The organism is Pannonibacter phragmitetus DSM 14782, from assembly GCF_000382365.1.
Taxonomy (GTDB): domain Bacteria; phylum Pseudomonadota; class Alphaproteobacteria; order Rhizobiales; family Stappiaceae; genus Pannonibacter; species Pannonibacter phragmitetus.
Genome location: NZ_KB908240.1, coordinates 1 through 20562 on the forward strand (window position 1 = coordinate 1; position 20562 = coordinate 20562).

The following is a 20562-nucleotide window of genomic DNA, read 5'->3' on the forward strand; positions in this document are numbered from 1 at the left end:
CACGCAGCGGGCCGAGACCACCAGCATTGATGCGGCCAGCATCATCCGCGCCGATGCCACGCAGAGCGGCAACGGCGGCACGGTGGTGGTCTGGTCCGACAACCTCACAACTTTTGCAGGCCTGATCAGCGCGCAAGGCGCAGGCACTGGCATTGGCGGCGAGGCGGAAGTCTCCGGCAAGGCGGTTCTGTCCTACACCGGCCGCACGGACCTTTCCGGCCCCGGCGGCTTCGGCAACCTGCTGCTGGACCCCTACAACGTCACGATCTCCAGCGGCACGGCCTCCAGCTCCACCGGCACCACGGCAACGGGGGATGACAGCGTCATCAACGTCAGCACGCTGGTTTCGGCGCTTGAGGCGGCCAATGTAACGATCACCACGGGCGGATCGGGCTCAGCGGGCGCGCAGGCGGGCAACATCACCGTTGCAGATGCGGTGACGTGGACGAGCGGCTCGAGGCTGGCGCTCTCGGCCTATGGCGATATCGCCGTGAACGCGAATCTCGCTGGCGGCGCCGGCTCTTCCATCGTGCTGCGGGCGGACAATTCCGGCACGGGCACGGGTACAGTCACCTTCGGTTCGGGGATCACGGCCACCGCATCGGGTGGTGTATCGCTCTATTACAATCCCTCGGGCAACGATAACAGCACGGTCAACAGCACCAGTTACACGGCGCCGGTGAATTACAGCGCAAACGCAGGCGCCAGCACCACGATCACCGCCTACATGCTGGTCAACACGGTGCATGACCTGCAAAACATGAAGAACCGGCTCAGCGGCATCTATGCGCTTGGCCGGGATATCGATGCCAGCGCCACAGCAAGCTGGAACAGCGGTGCGGGCTTTGCGCCAATTGGTGTCAACATCGGCTCCCCGTTCACCGGCACGTTCGATGGTGATGGACATACGATCAGCGGTCTGACGATCAATCGAGGCACCACCGATAACGTTGCCCTTTTTGGTTATGCCGGCAGCAGCGGCATCATGCGCAATGTTGGCCTGACTCTCGCAGCCGTGACGGGAAAAAACAATAGTAGCATTCTGGTCGGGCGTATTGATGGTGGCACTATCTCTGATGTTTCCGTTGAAGGGGTTGTGAACGGCGCGGTAAATGCGGGTGGGCTTGTTGGCTACATCTCTGGGGCAGCGGTCACCCGGTCGTCAGCCTCGGGGTCAGTCTCCGGAACGGGTATCCGTACCGGAGGACTTGTTGGCTATAGTCAGTACGGCACAATTTCTAATTCCTACGCAGCCGTAGCCGTTTCGGGAAGCTCTACCGGTGTGGGCGGGCTTGTCGGTCATGGCTCGGGCACGATCTCGAATTCCTACGCCACGGGAACGGTAACCAGCACCGGCAGCGGTACGGGTGGCCTGATTGGTAGCGGCTCAGCGACGATCTCGAATTCCTATGCGACGGGGGCTGTGACTGGCGGGACCAGCACAGGTGGCTTCATTGGACAAATGACTGGTGGAACCATTTCCACCTCCTTCTTCAATGCGGAAACAACCGGACAGACCCGAGGCGTTGGCACCAACGCCTCCGCATCTGGGGTCACTGGCCTGACCACGGCTCAGATGACCAGCTTCGCAACCTTTGATGATGCAGGTTGGGACATTGCGAATGCGGGCGGCTCGTCTTCGGTCTGGCGCATCTACGAGGGCCAGACCGGCCCCCTGTTGCGCAGCTTCCTGACCGCGATCACCATCGGTGGTGGGGCTGGCACAAAGACCTATGACGGAACTGCCAGCAGCACGAGCGTCGGAACGCTTACGTACAGTCTTGCTGATTACGATGCATCCAAGTTTCTTGGCACGGCGGCTTATGTGACCTCCAGCGCCAATGCCGGCACCTACACCAATCTGACGCTCTCGGGGCTCTATTCCGGTCAGACCGGCTATGACATCTCCTACGCTCCTGGTACCGGCTCGCTGACGGTCGGCAAGGCCACTTTGACAGTCACTGCCGATGATGCCAGCAAGACCTATGACGGTCAGGCTTTCAGCGGCGGCAACGGCGTGACCTATGACGGCTTCGTCAACGGCGAGACAAGCACCGTGCTTGGCGGCACGCTTGTTTACGGCGGCACATCACAGAATGCGGTGAATGCGGGCGATTACACGCTGACGGCTTCCGGTCTGACCTCGGGCAATTACGAGATCAGCTATGTGGACGGCTCGCTGACGGTGGGCAAGGCTGCGCTTGAGGTGACGGTGACGGATGCCACGAAGACCTATGACGGTCTGGCCTACAGCGGTGGCAACGGCGTGAGCTACAGCGGCTTCGTCAACAACGAGACGGCATCTGTGCTCGGCGGCACGCTCTCCTTTGGCGGCACGTCGCAGGGGGCGGTGAATGCGGGCAGCTATACGCTGACGGCCTCCGGCCTGACCTCGGGCAACTATGACCTCACCTATGTGGGCGGCATGCTGACGGTGCTGGCGGCTCCTGCGCCCGTGCCCGTGCCTGCGCCTGTGCCACCTTCCGTCAATCCGGCTCCTCCTGTGGTGGTAGCGCCCCCTGCCGGCGGCACCAGCAGCAGCCCGGCCATCACGGCGGTGCCAAACCCCATCTTCAGCCTGCAGGCCACGCAGAGCAATCCGCTGATGCCGTCCATGCAGGCCTTCGGCCAGACGCCGCAGCTGGTTGTTTTCGCCGCCGTGCAGGACGGAACCGGGCCATCCGCCGAATCTGGCGGGGAAGCTGGCGGCAGCGAGTTGACCACGGAAGACCTGCGTATTAGTGCTGCACTCTGCGCCTTCGGGCCCAATGTGGCCGTTAATTGTTCCAGTGAGTAAACCGGGCGGGCGATGAAGACGATGACAAAGATGATGAAGCCGTTTCCCGCCGCCCTGGCTGGCTCCGTTGCCGGCTGCCTGGCGCTCGCTCTTGCCGGTGCGGCTCATGCGCAGACGGCAAGCCAGCTGACGCAGCCGAGCTATGCTCCGCCGGTTGTGCGTCCGGCGGAAGGCGGGGTCTCGCTCTCCGGGTCCACCGGTGCCGATGCGCCCGCAGGGGCGGAGAAGCTGAGCGTCACGCCCTCGGGCCTGATTGTCGACGGCGGCTGGCCGGAATTTGCCGGGGAGACTGCAGCGATCGAAGCCACGCTCAAGGGGCAGAAGGTGACGGGCGCCGATCTCTTTGCCGCCGCCCGCCGCCTTGAGGAGGCCTATACCCGTGCCGGCTACGTGCTGGTGCGTGTCAGCCTGCCGCCGCAGACGATCCGCAACGGCAAGCCGCTGCGCCTGGTGGTGACCGATGGCCAGATCGAAGCGGTGGACGTTTCCGCGCTGCCTGCCCGCGTGCAGGGCCATGTGCGGACGGTGATCGCGCCGCTTGCCGGCAAGCCGCGGGTGACGCAGGCCGAGCTGGAGCGCCGCCTGCTGCTGGCCGGTGACACGCCGGGGCTGATCCTGCGCTCGACGCTGAAGGCCGGAACGCAGCCCGGCACCACGGTGATCGTCGTCGATGGCCGCCATGACGCCATCAGCGCCACGGTGACGATGGACAACAGCACGGGCAAGGATCTGGGCGGCTATACGGCAGGTCTTGGCGTTGACTTCAACAGCCTGCTGGGCTTCGGCGAGACGGCCTATCTGAGGGCCAACGGCTATCCGGGGCTGGATGGCGGGGCTTTCAGCGATGATCCGCGCAACCGGCAGCTGATTGCCGGCGTGACGGTGCCGCTGGGCGGCACCGGGGCCTGGGCCAATGTGGAAGCGGTGGACAGCCGCACGCATCCCAAGTCCGAGCTGCCCTTCACCATGCTGGACCGCTACCAGCGCTTTTCGGCCCGTCTGGGCTACAGCTGGATCCGCTCGCGCAGCCTCAACACCAGCTCGGTCCTCGCCTTCGATGCGGGGGAAGAGACGCTGAAGCTGGACCTTGGCACTGCGCGGACAGACTTTGCGCAGGACCGGCTGCGGGTTCTGCGGCTGACGCAGACGGCCGATGCCTTCCTGCCCTGGGAAGGGCGGCTGAACGGCAGCATCACGGCTTCCTTCGGCCTCGACGGCCTTGGCGCGCGCCAGGGCACTTCAGCCCTTCCCATGACGCGCCTTGGGGCAAAGCCGGACTTCCGCAAGCTGGATGTGACGGCGGGCTATACGCAGCCGCTGTTCAGCAACCGGGTGTATCTGTCGCTGGCCGCCAAGGCGCAGACCTCCTTCGGCGAGGCGCTGGTCAGCTCGGAACAGTTCGGCCTTGGCGGTGCGGACTGGGTGTCGGCCTATCGCGGCGGCCAGTTCCAGGGTGACAGCGGCGCGGCCTTCCGCTCGGAAGTGAGCCTGCCGGTGGCACTGCCCTCCTTCGCCATGCTGCCGGATCTCGGCTCTGCGGTGATGCCCTATCTGTTTGCGGCCGGTGGCTTCGTGAAGCTGGAAAAGCCGTCTGCGGTGGAAAAGGAATACCTCAGCGCCGGTGCTTTCGGCGCGGGTCTGCGCGTGGCCCTGTCGCAGAAGGCCACCCCGCATTCCGGCTCCCTCAGCCTCGAATATGCCCGCGGCGGCGCCCGCCAGCAGAAGCCCGAAGACCGCATCAACTTCCGCCTCGCCCTCAAGTACTGAGGGCGGGCAGGGGCTGGGCTGCCGGTCATGCCCCCCCGCTTGCGGTTTGGGGAAAGCCTGAAATCCGCTCACCCCGGCACGGCCTATCTGCTCCGCTCCCCCTTGAGGGGAGGGGGCGGCAGGCGTCTCCCCGAAAAGCAGATGCATCATGGCGGGCGGTGTCCGGGCTGGACGGAAGCCAGTGCCTGACATATATTAGCTAAATTAGTCATGTTTTAAAACTGGCCAAGGAGGCAGGGAAATGCAGGTGACCGTTCATGCCGCCAAAACCAACCTGTCGAAGCTGATCGAGGCGGCGCAGGCAGGCGAAGAGGTTATCATTGCCAAGGGCAAGCGCCCTGTTGCGCGCCTTGTGCCGATCCCCCAGACCACGTTCAGGACGGGTCTTCTGAAGGGCAAGCTGACGGGAGCTGGCCCAGATTTCTTCGAGCCGTTGGCAGAGGACGAGCTTGCGCTCTGGGAGGGGCGTGAGTGAAGCATCTGCTGCTTGATACCCACGCCTGGGCATGGTCGCTGACGGCGGACCCGCGCCTGCCGCAACCGGTCGTTGCCGCGCTTGAGGCTGCGGAAACCGTATCGATCAGCGCCATCAGCCTGTTTGAAATCGGTCAGAAGGTCCGCATCGGCAAGTGGCCCGAAATGGCGCCGTTCCTGCACCAGTTGCCCAGCCTCGCCGGGGAGCAGGGCGCGCGCCTGCTGGATGTCTGCGCCGAAACCTGCCTCCTGGCGGCAACGCTCGATTGGCCGCACCGTGATCCGTTTGACCGGTTCATCGGGGCGTCTGCCATCACACGCGGCATGACGCTTGTTTCGGCAGATACGGCGTTTGATGGATTGACCGCAGAGCCGGGTTGGCTTGGGCGTGTGTGGTAACGGGGGGGCTAGGGCCTCTCCGCCGTCATCCTCGGCCTTGTGCCGAGGATCTATACAAATCAATGGCTTGCAGATGGCCGGGATAAGCCCGGCCATAACGAAGGAGAAGCAAGTCTCCTTTGTCATCAACCTCCAGACCGCATGCGGGTCTTGAAGGCCTCGAAGTCGAAGGGTTCCGGCTCGCCGGATTGTTCTCCGGCGATGAGGGCGGCTTCCAGTGCCTTGACGCGGGCCTCATGCTCTTCCAGCAGGCGCAATCCTGCGCGGACCACTTCGCTCGCGGAGCCATAGCGCCCCGCACCGACCTGCTCCTGAATGAAAGCGGTGAAATGGTCACCAATGGTGATGGAGGTATTCCGTGCCATGGCCATTTCCTCATGATAATGGGCGTTCTCAGCCTATACCAAAAAGTATTACAGTCAATGTCCGGCCTTGTGGCCCGTCGTTCTCCGGCATGCTGGACGCGGCGCTGTCCCTCGATCATGTTGACAAGCCTGCTGCCGGGCGTCCCTTGTTCCGGCAAGGGGCAGGGGGAGCGGACTGACGCAGTGGGAAGGATAACGGGGCCTTGAGTTTGAACGGGGCAGGCGAAGAGATTGCGCAGGTTGTCAGCCGCATGCGGCTGAATGCGGCGGCGTTTATCGTCACGGTTTACGGCGACATCGCCGTGCCGCGCGGCGGCGTGCTGTGGACCGGCACGCTGATCGAGCTTTGTGGAAGCGCCGGGATCAATGAATCGCTGGTGCGCACGGCTGTCTCCCGTCTTGTGGCGGCGGAGCGGCTGGCGGGCGAGCGCATCGGCCGGCGCAGCTATTACCGGCTGGCGGAGGCGGCAAGGGCGGAGTTCCAGCAGGCCGCAGATCTGCTTTACGGGCCGGATCAGCCGGGCCGGGGCTGGCAGGTGCTCCATGCGCCGGATCTGACGCCTGACGACGCCCGCCGCCTGCGGCTGGGGCATATGGGCGGACCGGTGTTCATCCGTCCGGAGCGGGGCCAGGCGCCGCCGCCGGGGGCGCTGGTGCTGCATGCGGGCGAGGTTGCGGACCCGGCAAGGCTCGCCGGTTTCTGGGATCTTTCCGCTCTGCAGGAGGGCTATGCGGAGTTCACCGCCAGCTTTTCGCCGCTGCTGGTGGTGGCGGATGAGGGGGGCTGCCGTCTTGCCGATGGCGACGCGCTGACCGCCCGGCTGCTGCTGGTCCATGCCTACCGCCACGTTCTGCTGCGCGACCCGCGCCTGCCGCAGGCGGCCCTTCCGGCAAACTGGAACGGCGGCGAGGCGCGCCGCCTGTTCCGCCGGCTCTATCTGGCGCTGACCCCGGCCACGGAACGGCATGTGGCCGCCCATCTCGAAGGCACAGACGGCTTCCTGCCCGCACGCACACCGGAGAGCATCAGCCGGATTCCGGTGATTGTTTAGGTGAAGGCAGGCTCGCCACACGCACCGCGCCGTCCCCGCCTTGTGCGGGGACCCGTCATGGGCGCAGGGCGGTTGTTTTCTGCGGCTATCATCAATCGAAAGCGCCCGATGCCGGGGCGCGGTGGCAGCCTGACAGGCCCCGGCACAAGACCGGGGCGGCGCGGAGCGGGCTGAAAGGCCACGCCCACTCACCGCAGCGCCCATCTCCCCCCTTGAGGGCGAGATGTCTGCGCCAGCAGACAGAGGGGGGCTGCGCTTCAATACGGCAGGATCTCTCTTCAACGGATCGTCCGTTACCCCCCTCTGCCCCCTGCCGGGGGCAGCTCCCCCTCAAGGGGAGAGAGGAGTTGGAGCTCACCCGGTTGCCTCTGCAAACATTGCCACGGAGAACTTCCGCTCTCTCTGAAACTCAATAACCCGCTGAAACATAACAGATAAAATCCTTTTGCCCAAAAGCATCACAGGAATCATGAAAAAGTGACTTTTCTTGTGACGGTTTTGAGTGTATAAATCGACCGGTCGGTCAGCGATATGAGGAGTGAGCTGGCTGTCACGCGGCTGCAAGGCGCCGGATTGGGCGCGGAGCAGGGCGTTTGATGAGGGAGGAGGCCGGATCATGTATGCGCAGCTTGTGACATCCGAAGGCGGCAAGGCCCGTGAGGCGATGACGCCGGAAGAGGCAGCCTTTCAGGACCGCATCGACCGGGGCGAGAAGATCGAGCCCAAGGAGTGGATGCCGGAGGGCTACCGCAAGACGCTGATCCGCCAGATCGGCCAGCACGCGCACAGCGAAATCGTCGGCCAGCTTCCCGAAGGCAACTGGATCACCCGCGCACCGACGCTGGAGCGCAAGCAGATCCTCTTGGCCAAGGTGCAGGACGAGGCGGGCCACGGGCTCTATCTCTATTCCGCCGCCGAGACGCTGGGTGTCTCCCGCGATGAGCTGATTGACCTGCTGCATGCGGGCAAGATGAAATATTCCTCCATCTTCAACTATCCGACGCTGACCTGGGCCGACATGGGCGCTGTCGGCTGGCTGGTGGACGGGGCGGCGATCATGAATCAGGTGCCGCTGCAGCGCACCAGCTACGGCCCTTATTCCCGCGCCATGATCCGCATCTGCAAGGAAGAGAGCTTCCACCAGCGGCAGGGCTACGACATCATGATGAAGATGGCGAAGGGCACGCCGGAGCAGAAGGCGATGGCGCAGGATGCCTTGAACCGCTTCTGGTTCCCCTCGCTGATGATGTTCGGCCCCTCGGACAAGGACTCGGTGCATTCCGCCCAGTCCATGGCCTGGAAGATCAAGATGAACACCAACGACGAGCTGCGCCAGAAGTTCGTCGACCAGACGGTGCCGCAGGCGGAATATCTCGGCCTCACCGTTCCCGATCCCGAACTGAAGTGGAATGAGGAAAAGGGCGGCTATGATTTCAGCGAGCCGGACTGGAGCGAGTTCTTCGCCGTCATTTCCGGCAATGGCCCCTGCAACGAGGAGCGCCTCGGCGCCCGCGTCAAGGCCTGGGAAGATGGCGCCTGGGTGCGCGAGGGGCTGATGGCCCATGCGAAAAAGCAGGACGCACGCCGTGCGGCGGCGCGGGTCGCGGCCGAATAGACCAAGGCCGGTGCGGCGCCTGAGCCTTCCAGGCGCCCGGCAAAAAACAGTCTGATTTCAACGTGTTTGCGGGAGGACGCGGAACATGTCCAGCGAATGGCCCCTTTGGGAAATCTTCATCCGTGGCCAGCATGGCCTCAATCACCGCCATGTTGGCAGCCTGCATGCGCCGGACGCGGACATGGCCATCCGCCATGCGCGGGATGTCTATACGCGCCGCAATGAGGGCGTCTCCATCTGGGTGGTGAAGTCGGAAAACATCACCGCTTCCGTGCCTTCGGAAAAGGGGCCGCTGTTCGAGCCGTCCAACAGCAAGGTCTACCGTCACCCGAGCTTCTACGACATTCCCGAAGAAGTGGGGCACATGTGATGGCCAGCGCGACACATCAGGCAGCGCTGTTCGAGTGGCTGCTGCGCATGGGCGACAACGCGCTGATCCTCGGGCACCGGGTGTCCGAATGGTGCGGCCACGGGCCTGCGCTGGAAGAGGATATCGCGCTTGCCAATCAGGCGCTGGATCTCATCGGCCAGTGCCAGCTGTGGCTGGGGCTGGCGGGCGAGGTGGAGGGCAAGGGCCGCAACGCCGATGCGCTCGCCTATCTGCGCGATGCCGGCGCCTTCCGCAATCTGCTGCTGGTGGAGCGCCCGAATGGCGATTTCGGCCACACGATGATGCGCCAGTTCCTGTTCGATGCCTTCCATGTGGAGCTGCTGGATGCGCTGAAGGGCTCCAGTGAACCGCGTGTGGCGGAGATTGCGGCGAAAGCTGCCAAGGAAGCGGCCTATCACCTCGACCGTTCCGCCGCGCTGGTGATCGCCCTTGGCGATGGCACGGAGGAAAGCCACGCCCGCATGGCCAGGGCGCTGAAGGCGCTGTGGGCCTATACCGGCGAGATGTTCATGGATGACGAAACGGATGCAGCGCTGGCCGCTTCCGGCGTTGTTCCGCTGCCTTCCAGCCTCAAGGCGGGCTGGGATGCAACGGTGGGCGCCGTTCTGGCGGAAGCCGGGCTTGCCCATCCGGGCGAGGCCTGGCAGCACAAGGGCGGCAAGCGCGGCACCCATACGGAGCATCTGGGCTATATTCTGGCCGAAATGCAGTTCCTGCAGCGCGCCTATCCCGGCGCAACATGGTGAGTGCCATGGCCAGCGTGCGTCATCCTGATGTGGCGGAAGTCTGGTCCTGGCTCGCCGAAGTGCCGGACCCGGAAATTCCGGTGATCAGCCTCACCGATCTCGGCATCATCCGGGATGTGGCCTGGCAGGATGAAACGCTGGTGGTGACGGTGACGCCCACCTATTCCGGCTGCCCGGCAACCAGCATCATCAACCTCGACATCGAGGCGGCGCTGCGGGCAAAGGGCATCACCGATCTGCGGCTGGAGCGGCGCCTGTCGCCGCCCTGGACGACGGACTGGCTGACGCCGGAGGGGCGCGAAAAGCTGCGCCAGTATGGCATCGCCCCGCCCATCGACGGCACGGCGCCCGATGGCCGTGTTGCCGAGCAGATCGGAAGCCGCGTGGCGCGGCTCGTCTCCGGCAGCAACCTTGCGATCACCTGTCCGCGCTGCGGCTCGGCGGCAACGCAGAAGGTCAGCCAGTTCGGCTCGACCCCCTGCAAGGCCAGCTACCGCTGCACGGACTGTCTTGAACCCTTCGACTATTTCAAGTGCATCTGAGGACGCAAGCCATGGCCCGTTTTCATCCGCTGACCGTCACCGGTGTGCGCCGCGAAACCCGCGATGCGGTGGTCGTCACCCTTGCCCCGCGCGAGGAGGACCTTCCGCTTTTCGGCTTCACACAAGGCCAGTATCTGACCTTCCGCCGCGCGTTTGACGGCGAGGAGCTGCGCCGCAGCTATTCCATCTGTGCGGGCCTTGATGAGGGCGTGCTGAAGGTGGGCATCAAGCGGGTGGATGGCGGGGCCTTTTCCACCTGGGCCAACGAGGCGCTTAACCCCGGCGACGTGCTGGAAGCCATGCCGCCCATGGGCCGCTTCTTCACGCCCATCGACCCGGAGGCGGGCCGCCAGTATCTCGGCTTTGCCGGGGGCTCGGGCATCACGCCGGTGCTGTCGATCATCAAGACGGTGCTGGCCCGCGAGCCGCGCTCGAAGTTCACCCTCGTCTATGCCAACCGGCAGATCAGCTCCATCATGTTCCGCGAGGAGCTGGAGGACCTGAAGAACCTTTATCTCGGGCGCCTTTCCGTCATCCACGTGCTGGAGCAGGAGGGGCAGGAGATCGACCTCTTCACCGGGCGGATCGACGCGGAAAAGATGAAGGCGCTCTTCACCCACTGGATCGACGCCAGCGCCGTGGACACGGCTTTCATCTGCGGGCCGGAGCCGATGATGCTGACCATCGCCGCCAGCCTGCGCGAGCATGGGCTGGATGACAGCCAGATCCGCTTCGAGCTGTTCGCCTCCGGCCAGCCGGGCCGGGCGAAGGCGCCCGCCGTCTCCCGCAACGCCGTTGCGCCGGGCACGGGGACGCAGGCCTCCGTCACGCTCGACGGCCTGACCCGCAGCTTCGAGATGGGCCGCGATGGTGAGACCATTCTGGAAGCGGCGCTCGCTGCCAGCCTTGATGCGCCTTACTCCTGCCGGGCGGGCGTGTGCTCCACCTGCCGCTGCAAGGTGCTGGAAGGCGAGGTGGAAATGGCCGTCAACCACGCGCTGGAAGACTATGAGGTGCGCGCCGGTTACGCGCTCTCCTGCCAGGCCCGCCCGCTGACGGACAAGGTGGTGGTGACTTACGACGAATGAAGCCTCTCAAGGCCTGATGCACCGGCATTCCGGAGCCTTGGAGTAACCCGCCTCTGGCGGGCAGGAGGATGATGACAAAATACGAGCTCTTTTCTTTCGTCATGGTCGGGCTTGTCCCGGCCATCTGCAAGCTACTGACTTGTGTAGATCCTCGGCACAAGGCCGAGGATGACGATGGAGAGGCCTCAGGTTTGTCGGCAATCTATGACCCGCTTCTGGCGGGCAGGATTATTGAAAGAAGGAAATGCCCATGACTGCCGCCCCGCGCCGTCTTGAAAGCCATGTTTGCGGACGCTGGATTGCCGGAACCGGCGAGGGCCAGCTTCTGCGTGATGCGGCCACCGGTGCGCCGGTGGCGCAGGTGGATTCCACCGGCCTCGACTTTGCCGCCGCGCTCGACTACGGGCGGCGGACGGGCGGGGCGAAGCTGCGCGCCATGTCCTTCCACGACCGGGCGGCAATGCTGAAGGCGCTCGGCCTCTATCTGATGGAGCAGAAGGAAGCGCTCTACGCCGAGAGCCTGCACACGGGCGCGACCCGCGCCGATGGCTGGATCGACATCGAGGGTGGCATCGGCACCATGCTGACCTTTGCTTCCAAGGGCCGGCGCGAGCTGCCCAACACCCGCGTGCTGACCGATGGCGATGTGGAGCCCCTGTCCCGTGACAACAGCTTCAGCGCCCAGCATATCCTGACGCCGCTGCGCGGTGTCGCCGTGCACATCAACGCCTTCAACTTCCCCGTCTGGGGCATGCTGGAAAAGATCGCGCCCACCCTGCTGGCGGGCGTGCCCTGCATCGTCAAGCCGGCAAGCCAGACCGCCTATCTGACCGAACTCTGCGTGCGCCAGATCATCGCCTCGGGCATTTTGCCGGAGGGCGCGCTGCAATTGATCTGCGGCAGCGTCGGTGATCTTCTCGACCATGTGACCGGGCAGGACGCGGTGACCTTCACCGGCTCCGCCTGGACAGGCCGCAAGCTCAAGGCGCATCCGGCCATTGTCGCCAATGCGGTGCGCTTCACCATGGAGGCCGACAGCCTCAATGCGGCGATCCTCTGCCCTGATGCTGCGCCGGGCACGCCGGAGTTTGACCTCTTCGTCAAGGAAGTGGCCCGCGAGATGACAGCCAAGGCCGGGCAGAAATGCACCGCCATCCGCCGGGTCATGGCCCCGCGTGCCCATGTGGAGCCGCTGATTGATGCCCTGCGCGAGCGCCTTGCGAAAACGCTGCCGGGCCTGCCGGGCGAGGAGGCAACGCGCATGGGCGCGCTCGCCAGCCTCGACCAGCGGCAGGAAGTGCGCGAGCGCATCGCCGAACTTCAGGCGGACGCCGAGATCGTTGCGGGCAACCCGGATGACGTGCGCCTTGCCTCGGGCGATGCGGAGGCCGGTGCCTTCCTCAACCCGGTGCTGATGTATTGCGCGAGGCCCTTCGAGGCCGGCGCCGTGCATGATGTGGAGGCCTTCGGGCCGGTGTCCACCGTCATGCCTTATGATGATCTGGAAGAAGCCGTCGAGCTGGCGCAGATGGGCAAGGGCTCGCTGGTGTCCTCGGTCTTCACCGATGACCCGCATGTGGCCGAAGAGATGGTGCTGGGCCTTGCGCCCTTCCATGGCCGCGTGCTGATCGGCAACCGCGCTTCGGCCAAGTCCTCCACCGGCCATGGCTCACCGCTTGCGCCGCTTGTGCATGGCGGGCCGGGCCGGGCAGGGGGCGGCGAGGAAATGGGCGGCATGCGCGGCGTGAAGCATTATATGCAGCGCACCGCCGTGCAAGGCTCACCCCGGCTGCTCTCTGCCGTCACGGGCCGCTGGATCGAGGGCGCGGAGGCGCGGCAGGGCGTCCATCCTTTCCGCAAGTCCCTCGCAGAGCTTGTTATCGGCGACCAGATCGTCACCGCCGCCCGTGAGGTGACGCAGGAGGACGTGGAGCATTTCGCCCATTTCACCGGCGACACCTTCTACGCCCACATGGACAGCGAAGCGGCCAGGGCGAACCCCTTCTTCGACGACCGGGTCGCCCACGGCTACCTCATCGCCTCCTTCGCGGCCGGCCTGTTCGTCGATCCGGCACCGGGCCCGGTGCTGGCCAATTACGGCGTCGACAACCTGCGCTTCCTGACGCCGGTCTATTTCGGCGACACATTGCAAGTCCGCCTGACCTGCAAGGAGATCAACCCCCGCGCCAATGCCGAACACGGCGAAGTGCGCTGGGACTGCCAGGTCACCAACCAGTCCGGTCAGGTGGTGGCGCAATATGACGTGCTCACCATGGTCGCCAAGACATGGCCGCCGGTGGCGGAGGTGGCTAAGGCGGCGGAGTAGGGGGCAACGCCCTTGGCCACCATCGGCGCCTCCCCACCCACCGCGCCGTCCCGGCCCCCGTGCCGGGACCTGTCAGGGGCGCAGTGCGGTTGTTTTTTGCGGCTATCGCCGGGAGAAAGCGCCTGATGCCGGAAGGCTGTGCCCGCCTTACAGGCCCCGGCACAAGGCCGGGGCGGCGCGGAGAGGGCTTACTGCAATCCATAACGGCGGCAGGCTGAGGTGAAGTGGCGTCGCAAGGAGCTACGCTTTTCGCGCCGTCCCCGCCTTGTGCGGGGACCCGTAAGGGGCGCAGCGCGGTTGTTTTCTGCAGCTATCGCCGGGAGAAAGCGTCTGATGCCGGAAGGCAGTGCCCGCCTTACAGGCCCCGGCACAAGGCCGGGGCGGCGCGGGGAGGGTATGAGGCTTTGCGGCCACTCCGGCGGGGGCTCCGGGCGGAGAGGGTGTGAGGCTTTGCGGCCAATCCGGCGGGCGCTCCGGGCGGAGATCATGGCAACGCCCTTGGCCTCCATCGGCGCTTCCCCACCCACCGCGCCGTCCCGGCCTCCGTGCCGGGACCTGTCAGGGGCGTAGTGCGGTCCGTCTTTGCGGCTATCGCCGAGCGAAAGCGTCTGATGACGGAAGGCAGTGCCAGCCTGACAGGTCCCCCGCCAGTTCCTCATCCAGCATTTCGCTTATGGTTTCGCATGAATGTGGGTTTGTGGCTGCTGCCAGAGGCCCGGCTCACGAAGCTTGGAAGAGGTGCTGCGCCGGAGTACGATCAGCCCTCATGAAAGAAGAGCCCAGCATGCCGCAGCGCCCCGGAGCGGAGCCTGTCACCATCCGCACCTCAAGGGTGGCGGAGATTGATGCCTTGGCGAATGCCACGGGCCGCTCCCGCAATGACATCGTCAATCAGGCGATTGAACAATATCTGGATGTCAACATCTGGCAGATGGAGCGGATCGAAGCCGGGATTGCCGCGATGCGTGAGGGCGGCGTTCTACCTGCCGGGGATGTTTTCGCAGCGATAGCCGCGAAACATGGCTGGGCCCTCACCTGACCGCCTTGATCCCCTCCAGGATCAGCGTCGTGGCGACGCCGGCGTAGTCTTCGCGGCTGATGCGGCCGCCGTCGCGGAACCACATGTAGACCCAGTTCATCATGCCGAAGAGGGACATGGTGACGGGCATCAGCAGCGGGCGCTCGCGGCTGTTGAGGTCCGGGTTGATCAGCTCCAGCACGCTGGAAAAACGCCGCACGATCCGGCGCTCCAGCGCGGTGATGCCGGCCTTCTGCTCGTCCGAGAGGGCGGAAGTGGCATTGAGCTGGACCTTGTGCTGGTTGTCCGCGCCCCGGTAGTTCTCCAGAACCGTGCCGACCAGCCGCCGCAGCCTGTCGCCGGGGGGCAGGGAAGGGTCATCGGCGGCCTCGATGGCCTCATCCAGCGCTTCAAGATGTGTGACGATGATGGCGTAGATCAGCGCGTCCTTGCTCGGATAATAATGGTAGAGCAAGGCCTTCGACACCTGCGCAACGCTGGCGATCTGGGACATGGAGGCTTTTTCCATGCCCTGCTCGGCGAAGACCTGCGCTGCCTTGTCCAGAATGCTGCGCTGCTTCTCTTCAAAGTCTGCTGCCCGCGTGCGAGCCATCTTGCTGTTCCTGTTCATGACAAACGGGCGGATTGCGCGTTGTTTAGCCGATCCGCCCCCGCTTGTCAGGGGTTCGCCCCAGGGCTGTGATGCCGCAGGGGCTTGATGTATTCCTGCCCGGGCTTTTTAAGCCAAGGCGCTGAGATGCTGGCGCATCACGCCTTGGACCGCTCAAGCGCCGCACGGTCTTTTAGTCCTTCGGCCTGTTGTCCACCACCCGCTTGGCCTTGCCTTCCGAGCGGGCGACGCCGCCGGGAGGCGTGATGTTGATGCGGGTCGAGACGCCGACCACGGCCTTGATGTGATGCGACAGCTCTCCGGCGGAGGCCTTGCGGGCATCGTCGCCTGCCATCTCCGCCGTGCATTCCACATGCACGGTCATGGTGTCCATGCGCCCGTCGCGGCTCAGCTCGATCTGGAAATGCGGGGCAAGGCCCTTGCACTTGAGGATCTGCTCCTCGATCTGCGTCGGAAACACGTTGACGCCGCGCAGGATGATCATGTCGTCGCTGCGGCCTGTGATCTTTTCGATGCGCCGCATGGAGCGGGCGGTGCCGGGCAGAAGCCGCGTCAGGTCGCGGGTGCGGTAGCGCACCATCGGCAGGCCTTCCTTGGTGAGGGTGGTGAACACCAGCTCGCCCATCTGACCATCGGGGAGCACCTCACCCGTCACCGGATCAATGATTTCCGGGTAGAAGTGGTCCTCCCACACATGCAGGCCGTCCTTGGTCTCCACGCATTCCTGCGCCACGCCCGGCCCCATGATTTCCGACAGGCCATAAATATCGACCGCGTGCATGTCGAAGGCCTGCTCGATTTCCTCGCGCATGGCGTTGGTCCAGGGCTCGGCGCCGAAGATGCCCGTCTTCAGCGAGGACTGGCGCGGATCGAGCCCCTGACGGCGGAACTCATCGAGGATTGCCAGCATGTAGGACGGGGTGACCATGATGATGTCCGGCTGGAAGTCGCTGATCAGCGTCACCTGCCGCTCGGTCTGGCCACCGGAAATCGGCACCACGGTGCAGCCCAGCCGCTCCGCGCCGAAGTGGGCGCCAAGGCCGCCGGTGAACAGGCCATAGCCATAGGCATTGTGCAGCATGTCGCCCGGCCGCCCGCCGGCAGCGCGGATGGAGCGGGCCACCAGATTGGCCCAGACGTCAATGTCATTGGCGGTGTAGCCGACGACCGTGGGCTTGCCCGTGGTGCCGGAAGAGCCATGCACCCGCGTCAGCTTGTTGCGCGGCACGGCGAACATGCCAAAGGGATAGGTGTCGCGCAGGTCCTGCTTGGTGGTGAAGGGGAAGCGGGCAATGTCCTTCAGGCTTTTCAGCTCTTCCGGGTGCACGTCATGCTCGATGAAGCGCTTGCGGTAGAAGGGCGAATTCTCATAGGCGTGCTTCAGCGACCGCTTCATGCGGTGAAACTGCAGCGCCTCGATCTCGTCACGGGACGCGGTCTCGATCGGGTCGAGCGACTTGCGGTCCGGCGTCAGGTCTTCCATGGTCTCCTCCCCAGGATATCCAGTCAGTATTCGGCTTCTAGCGCGTTCGCGCAGGTGATTTACCGTCAGTTTCGGCCCTTGCAGGCTCGGCCTCTCCTCTTGCCGCAGCTCCCCTCTCCCCCCTTGAGGGGGAGATGCCCCCGTCAGGGGGCAGAGGGGGGGATGCAGCCTGTCCATTCATGCGAGAGGTGGTCCGTGCCGAGGCGCTGCCACCCCCCTCTGTCAGCTTGCGCTGACATCTCCCCCTCAAGGGGGGAGAGGGGGCTGCGGCGAGCCTTTCGAACAACAGTCCCTCCCAAAAAATCTTCCGTCCTTCAGTTCGTCTCTGGCGCCGCGCCCCCCACCCCTCCCCACGAGGGGGAGGGGGGCTGAGAGGCTGTGCCGTGAGCCGGTTCCTGTAAGAGGCTGCGGCTCAATCTGTTCCTTCCGGCGGGGCCTCTCCTCTTGCCACAGCTCCCTTCTCCCCCCTTGAGGGGGAGATGCCCCCGTCAGGGGGCAGAGGGGGGGATGCAGCCTGTCCATTCATGCGAGAGGTGGTCCCGTGCCGGGGCGCTGCCACCCCCCTCTGTCAGCTCGCGCTGACATCTCCCCCTCAAGGGGGGAGAGGGGCGCTGCGATCTGTCTCTCCAGCCTTACCCCTCGGGAATATGCGTGCCCTTGATGGTGCGGCAGTGGCCTCGGAATTCGGCGAGGTGCTGGCCGTCCTGGTTGGTGATGCGCACGTCGTAAATGCCCGAGCGCCCCTGCCGCGACACTTCCACGGCCTGCGCCGTCAGCCGGTCGCCGATGCGGCCGGGCAGGAGGTAGGTGATGGAACAGTGCTGCGCGACGGCGTGCTGGTTGCGGCTGTTGCAGGCAAAGGCGAAGGCGCTGTCGGCCAGCGTGAACAGATAGCCGCCGTGGCAGGTGCCGTGCCCGTTGGACATGGCGGCGGTGATGGTCATGCTGATCGTTGCGGTGCCGGGGCCAACCGCTTCAAGGCGCATGCCAAGCTCTTGCGTGGCAGTGTCGCCCTCCCACAGGGAGCGGGCGGAGGCTTCGGCGATGTCCTGCGGGGTCATGGCGCTGAGCGGTTTCATTGGCCCTTGAACTCCGGCTTGCGCTTTTCAAGGAAGGCGGTGACGCCTTCGGCATAATCGGCGCTGCGTCCGGCCTGGCGCTGCAGGTCGCGCTCCATGTCGAGCTGTTCGTCCAGCGAGTTGGTGGCCGCAGCCTGAATGAGCCGCTTGGTCAGGCCCAGACCCAGCGTGGGGCCGGCGGCGAGCGAAGCGGCGAGGGCTTCGGCTTCGCCCATCAGCGCGTCATCCTCCACGGCCTTCCAGATCAGGCCCCAGCTGGCGGCGGTTTCTGCGGGCAGGGGCTCGGCGGTCAGCGCCAGGGCCTTGGCGCGGGGCTCGCCCAGAATGCGCGCAAGGCTCCAGCTGCCACCGGCATCCGGGATGAGGCCGATCCTGGCGAAGGCCTGAATGAAGCGGGCGGATTTTGCCGCCAGAACGATGTCGCAGGCCAGCGCGATGTTGGCGCCAGCCCCTGCGGCCACGCCATTGACGGCGCAGACAATGGGCTTTTCAAGGCTGCGGATCAGGCGGAGCGTGGGATTGTAGAAGGTTTCCAGCGTGTGACCGAGGTCCGGCGCCGGGCCGCCCTTGCGCGGGTCGCGGTCGCCCAGATCCTGCCCGGCGCAAAAGCCGCGGCCTGAACCCGTCAGCAGCACGGCGCGCACGGCGGCATCCTCATGGGCGCGGGTCAGGCCTGCGCGCAGGGCAAGGTGCATCTCTTCGTTGAACGAGTTGAGCTTTTCCGGCCGGTTCAGCGTCAGGCGCAGCACGCCGTTGTCCAGCGCCGCCAGAACGGTGCTGGTTGCAGGTTGGGACCCAGTTTCTGGCCCAGATTCTGGCATGGTCTTTTCTCCTCCCGTCCGGGCCATGGGACCGGACATAAAAAGCTCTTGCATAAACCGACCGGCCGGTCAATGATAATCCTCGCCGGTCAGGGATGGGCCGGCGGGAGGACTTCGCAAGGACCGTTTGGACGGCTGCTCGCCGGGCATAGCCCGCAGGCAGCGCTGATCTGTGTCCCTGCCGTTATACCCCCGTTCGGGCTGGCCAGAGGAGTGGCCGTTCGGATGGGCCGCATCCCGAAGAGAGACATAGACCGGTCCGGTTTCCGTGGGAGGAGAGCATGAAGACCTATTTGACGACAACTGCGCTGGCAGTGGCGGCCGGGCTTGGCCTTGCCGCCAGCCTTGTCACTGGCGCACTTGCCGAAATCCGCATTGGCGCATCCATTTCCGCAACCGGCCCGGCGGCCTTCCTGGGCGACCCGGAAGCCAAGACGCTGGAAATGCTGGTGGAGGAAATCAACGCCAAGGGCGGCGTCAACGGCGAGAAGATCACCCTCATTTCCTATGATGACGGCGGCGACCCGAACAAAGCCCGCACCTTCGCCACCCGCCTTGTGGAGGATGATGAGGTGGTGGCCATCATCGGCGGCACCACGACGGGCACCACCATGTCGATCCTGTCGGTGGCGGAAGATGCGGAAGTGCCGTTCATTTCGCTGGCCGGTGCCATCGACATCATCAGCCCGGTAAAGCCGCACACCTTCAAGACCCCGCACACTGACCGCATGGCCTGCCAGAAGATCTTCGAGGACATGAAGAAGCGCGGCCTGACGAAGATCGGCATGATTTCCGGCACGGATGGTTTCGGCGCCTCCATGCAGGCGCAGTGCAAGTCTGTGGCCGGTGACTATGGCATCGAGATCATCGCCGACGAGACCTATGATCCCAAGGACGCCGACATGACGGCGCAGCTGACCAAGATCAAGGGCACGGACGGCGTGCAGGCGGTGCTGAACCCCGGCTTCGGCCAGGGCCCGTCCATCGTGACGCGCAACTACAAGCAGCTGGCCGTCGGCCTGCCGTTCTACCAGTCCCATGGTGTGGCCTCCGATGGCTTCATCAAGCTGGCGGGCGAGGATGCGGCCGAAGGCGTGCGCCTGCCGGGCACGGCGCTGCTGGTGGCGGACCTGCTGCCGGAAGGCGACCCGCAGAAGCCTGCGGTGGAGGCCTACAAGGCCGCGTTCGAGGCGCGCACCGGCACGCCGGTCAGCACCTTCGGCGGCTATGCCAATGATGCCTTCCTCATCCTCGTGGATGCCCTGGCGCGGGCAGGCTCTGCCGATCCGAAGGCGATCCGCGATGCCATCGAGGCAACCTCGGGCCTTGCCGGCACCACGGGCATCTACACCATGTCCCCCGAAGACCACCTCGGCCTCGACCTCTCCGCCTTCCGCATGCTGGAAATCAAGGGCGGCAAGTGGACGGTTGTTGAGTGAGGTGATGAGGGGGGGGGGGCTGCGGTTCCGGGCTCCGCTTGAGGCCTGCCGCAGCGCCCCTCTCCCTCCTTGCGCGTCAGTGCTTCTTCCGGACTGCCAGTCAGGCACCAATTTCTCTCCCCCCTTGAGGGGGAGATGCCCCCGGCAGGGGGCAGAGGGGGGTAACTGACCGTCCGCTTGTGAGAGAGGTTCTGCCGTACTGAGGCGCTGCTACCCCCCTCTGTCTGCTGACGCAGACATCTCCCCCTCAAGGGGGGAGAGGGGGCTGCGGCGAGAGGAGAGTGCGATCTTCTTGTTTGCGTCCAATGTGAACAGCGCCTTTGCTTTGGTGGGGCGGTGTCACTTCGGACTTCCAGTCAGGCACCAGTTCCTCTCCCCCCTTGAGGGGGAGATGCCCCCGGCAGGGGGCAGAGGGGGGTAATTGCCTGTCCGCTTGTAAGAGAGGTTCGGCCGTGCTGAGGCGCTGCCACCCCCCTCTGTCTGCTGACGCAGACATCTCCCCCTCAAGGGGGGAGAGGGGGCTGCGGCG

Annotated in this window: 18 protein-coding genes; 13 read left to right on the forward strand and 5 right to left on the reverse strand. The window is 65.1% G+C overall.

Annotation, left to right across the window (positions count from 1 at the left end):
- The 4 genes from H163_RS23415 to H163_RS0121330 all read left to right on the forward strand — a co-directional run.
- A partial coding sequence (locus H163_RS23415) for a beta strand repeat-containing protein (RefSeq protein ID WP_019966647.1) occupies positions 1 to 2797 on the forward strand: 2797 nt, incomplete at its 5' end.
- Between the two features lie 21 nt (positions 2798 to 2818).
- Entirely contained in the window at positions 2819 to 4564 is a 1746-nt protein-coding gene (locus H163_RS0121320; RefSeq protein ID WP_208975464.1) for a ShlB/FhaC/HecB family hemolysin secretion/activation protein, read from the forward strand.
- Positions 4565 to 4805: 241 nt separating this feature from the next.
- A complete protein-coding gene (locus H163_RS0121325) occupies positions 4806 to 5039 on the forward strand; it encodes a type II toxin-antitoxin system Phd/YefM family antitoxin (RefSeq protein WP_019966649.1) in 234 nt (77 codons plus the stop codon).
- On the forward strand, positions 5036 to 5437 hold the full coding sequence (locus H163_RS0121330; RefSeq protein ID WP_019966650.1) for a type II toxin-antitoxin system VapC family toxin: 402 nt from the start codon (positions 5036 to 5038) through the stop codon (positions 5435 to 5437). The genes H163_RS0121325 and H163_RS0121330 overlap by 4 nt, the downstream gene beginning before the upstream one ends.
- Positions 5438 to 5562: 125 nt before the next feature.
- Here the strand turns inward: H163_RS0121330 and H163_RS0121335 are convergent, their stop codons facing one another.
- A complete protein-coding gene (locus H163_RS0121335; RefSeq protein ID WP_026356161.1) occupies positions 5563 to 5802 on the reverse strand; it encodes a type II toxin-antitoxin system ParD family antitoxin in 240 nt (79 codons plus the stop codon).
- A 203-nt stretch (positions 5803 to 6005) separates the two neighbouring features.
- Between H163_RS0121335 and H163_RS0121345 the strand changes: the two genes are divergently transcribed.
- The 8 genes from H163_RS0121345 to H163_RS0121390 all read left to right on the forward strand — a co-directional run bounded on the left by H163_RS0121345 (position 6006) and on the right by H163_RS0121390 (position 14601).
- A complete protein-coding gene (locus tag H163_RS0121345; protein WP_208975465.1) occupies positions 6006 to 6854 on the forward strand; it encodes a PaaX family transcriptional regulator C-terminal domain-containing protein in 849 nt (282 codons plus the stop codon).
- 616 nt (positions 6855 to 7470) lie between these two features.
- The gene (gene paaA, locus H163_RS0121355; protein WP_019966654.1) at positions 7471 to 8469 is read left to right on the forward strand and encodes a 1,2-phenylacetyl-CoA epoxidase subunit PaaA; all 999 of its coding nucleotides are present in this window, start codon (positions 7471 to 7473) and stop codon (positions 8467 to 8469) included.
- A gap of 85 nt (positions 8470 to 8554) precedes the next feature.
- Positions 8555 to 8839, forward strand: coding sequence for a 1,2-phenylacetyl-CoA epoxidase subunit PaaB (gene paaB, locus H163_RS0121360; protein WP_019966655.1), 285 nt, complete (start codon positions 8555 to 8557; stop codon positions 8837 to 8839).
- Positions 8839 to 9606 (forward strand): 1,2-phenylacetyl-CoA epoxidase subunit PaaC, encoded by a 768-nt coding sequence (gene paaC / locus H163_RS0121365; protein WP_019966656.1) that lies wholly within the window; start codon positions 8839 to 8841, stop codon positions 9604 to 9606. The genes paaB and paaC overlap by 1 nt, the downstream gene beginning before the upstream one ends.
- Positions 9607 to 9611: 5 nt before the next feature.
- Positions 9612 to 10148 carry a 1,2-phenylacetyl-CoA epoxidase subunit PaaD gene (gene paaD / locus H163_RS0121370; RefSeq protein WP_026356162.1) on the forward strand — a complete coding sequence of 179 codons (537 nt, stop codon included), beginning with the start codon at positions 9612 to 9614 and terminating at the stop codon, positions 10146 to 10148.
- 11 nt (positions 10149 to 10159) lie between these two features.
- Positions 10160 to 11236, forward strand: a complete 1077-nt coding sequence (gene paaE / locus H163_RS0121375) for a 1,2-phenylacetyl-CoA epoxidase subunit PaaE (protein ID WP_019966658.1) — start codon at positions 10160 to 10162, stop codon at positions 11234 to 11236.
- 250 nt (positions 11237 to 11486) lie between these two features.
- Complete coding sequence (gene paaZ, locus H163_RS0121385; protein WP_019966659.1) at positions 11487 to 13562, forward strand: phenylacetic acid degradation bifunctional protein PaaZ; 2076 nt, start codon at positions 11487 to 11489, stop codon at positions 13560 to 13562.
- Between the two features lie 784 nt (positions 13563 to 14346).
- The gene (locus tag H163_RS0121390) at positions 14347 to 14601 is read left to right on the forward strand and encodes a CopG family ribbon-helix-helix protein (protein WP_208975467.1); all 255 of its coding nucleotides are present in this window, start codon (positions 14347 to 14349) and stop codon (positions 14599 to 14601) included.
- Here H163_RS0121390 and H163_RS0121395 read toward each other — a convergent pair.
- The 4 genes from H163_RS0121395 to paaG all read right to left on the reverse strand — a co-directional run bounded on the left by H163_RS0121395 (position 14594) and on the right by paaG (position 18594).
- Positions 14594 to 15193, reverse strand: coding sequence for a TetR/AcrR family transcriptional regulator (locus H163_RS0121395; RefSeq protein ID WP_026356164.1), 600 nt, complete (start codon positions 15191 to 15193; stop codon positions 14594 to 14596). The two genes, H163_RS0121390 and H163_RS0121395, sit on opposite strands and share 8 nt — an antisense overlap.
- A 190-nt stretch (positions 15194 to 15383) precedes the next feature.
- Positions 15384 to 16694 (reverse strand): phenylacetate--CoA ligase PaaK, encoded by a 1311-nt coding sequence (gene paaK / locus H163_RS0121400; protein WP_019966662.1) that lies wholly within the window; start codon positions 16692 to 16694, stop codon positions 15384 to 15386.
- A gap of 632 nt (positions 16695 to 17326) precedes the next feature.
- Positions 17327 to 17773, reverse strand: coding sequence for a hydroxyphenylacetyl-CoA thioesterase PaaI (gene paaI, locus H163_RS0121405; RefSeq protein ID WP_019966663.1), 447 nt, complete (start codon positions 17771 to 17773; stop codon positions 17327 to 17329).
- Positions 17770 to 18594, reverse strand: coding sequence for a 2-(1,2-epoxy-1,2-dihydrophenyl)acetyl-CoA isomerase PaaG (gene paaG / locus H163_RS0121410; RefSeq protein WP_051105450.1), 825 nt, complete (start codon positions 18592 to 18594; stop codon positions 17770 to 17772). Before paaG ends, paaI begins: the two co-directional genes overlap by 4 nt.
- Before the next feature lie 281 nt (positions 18595 to 18875).
- On the opposite strand from paaG, the gene H163_RS0121415 reads away from it, so the two are divergent.
- Positions 18876 to 20033, forward strand: coding sequence for an ABC transporter substrate-binding protein (locus H163_RS0121415; protein ID WP_019966665.1), 1158 nt, complete (start codon positions 18876 to 18878; stop codon positions 20031 to 20033).
- Positions 20034 to 20562 lie beyond the last annotated feature (529 nt).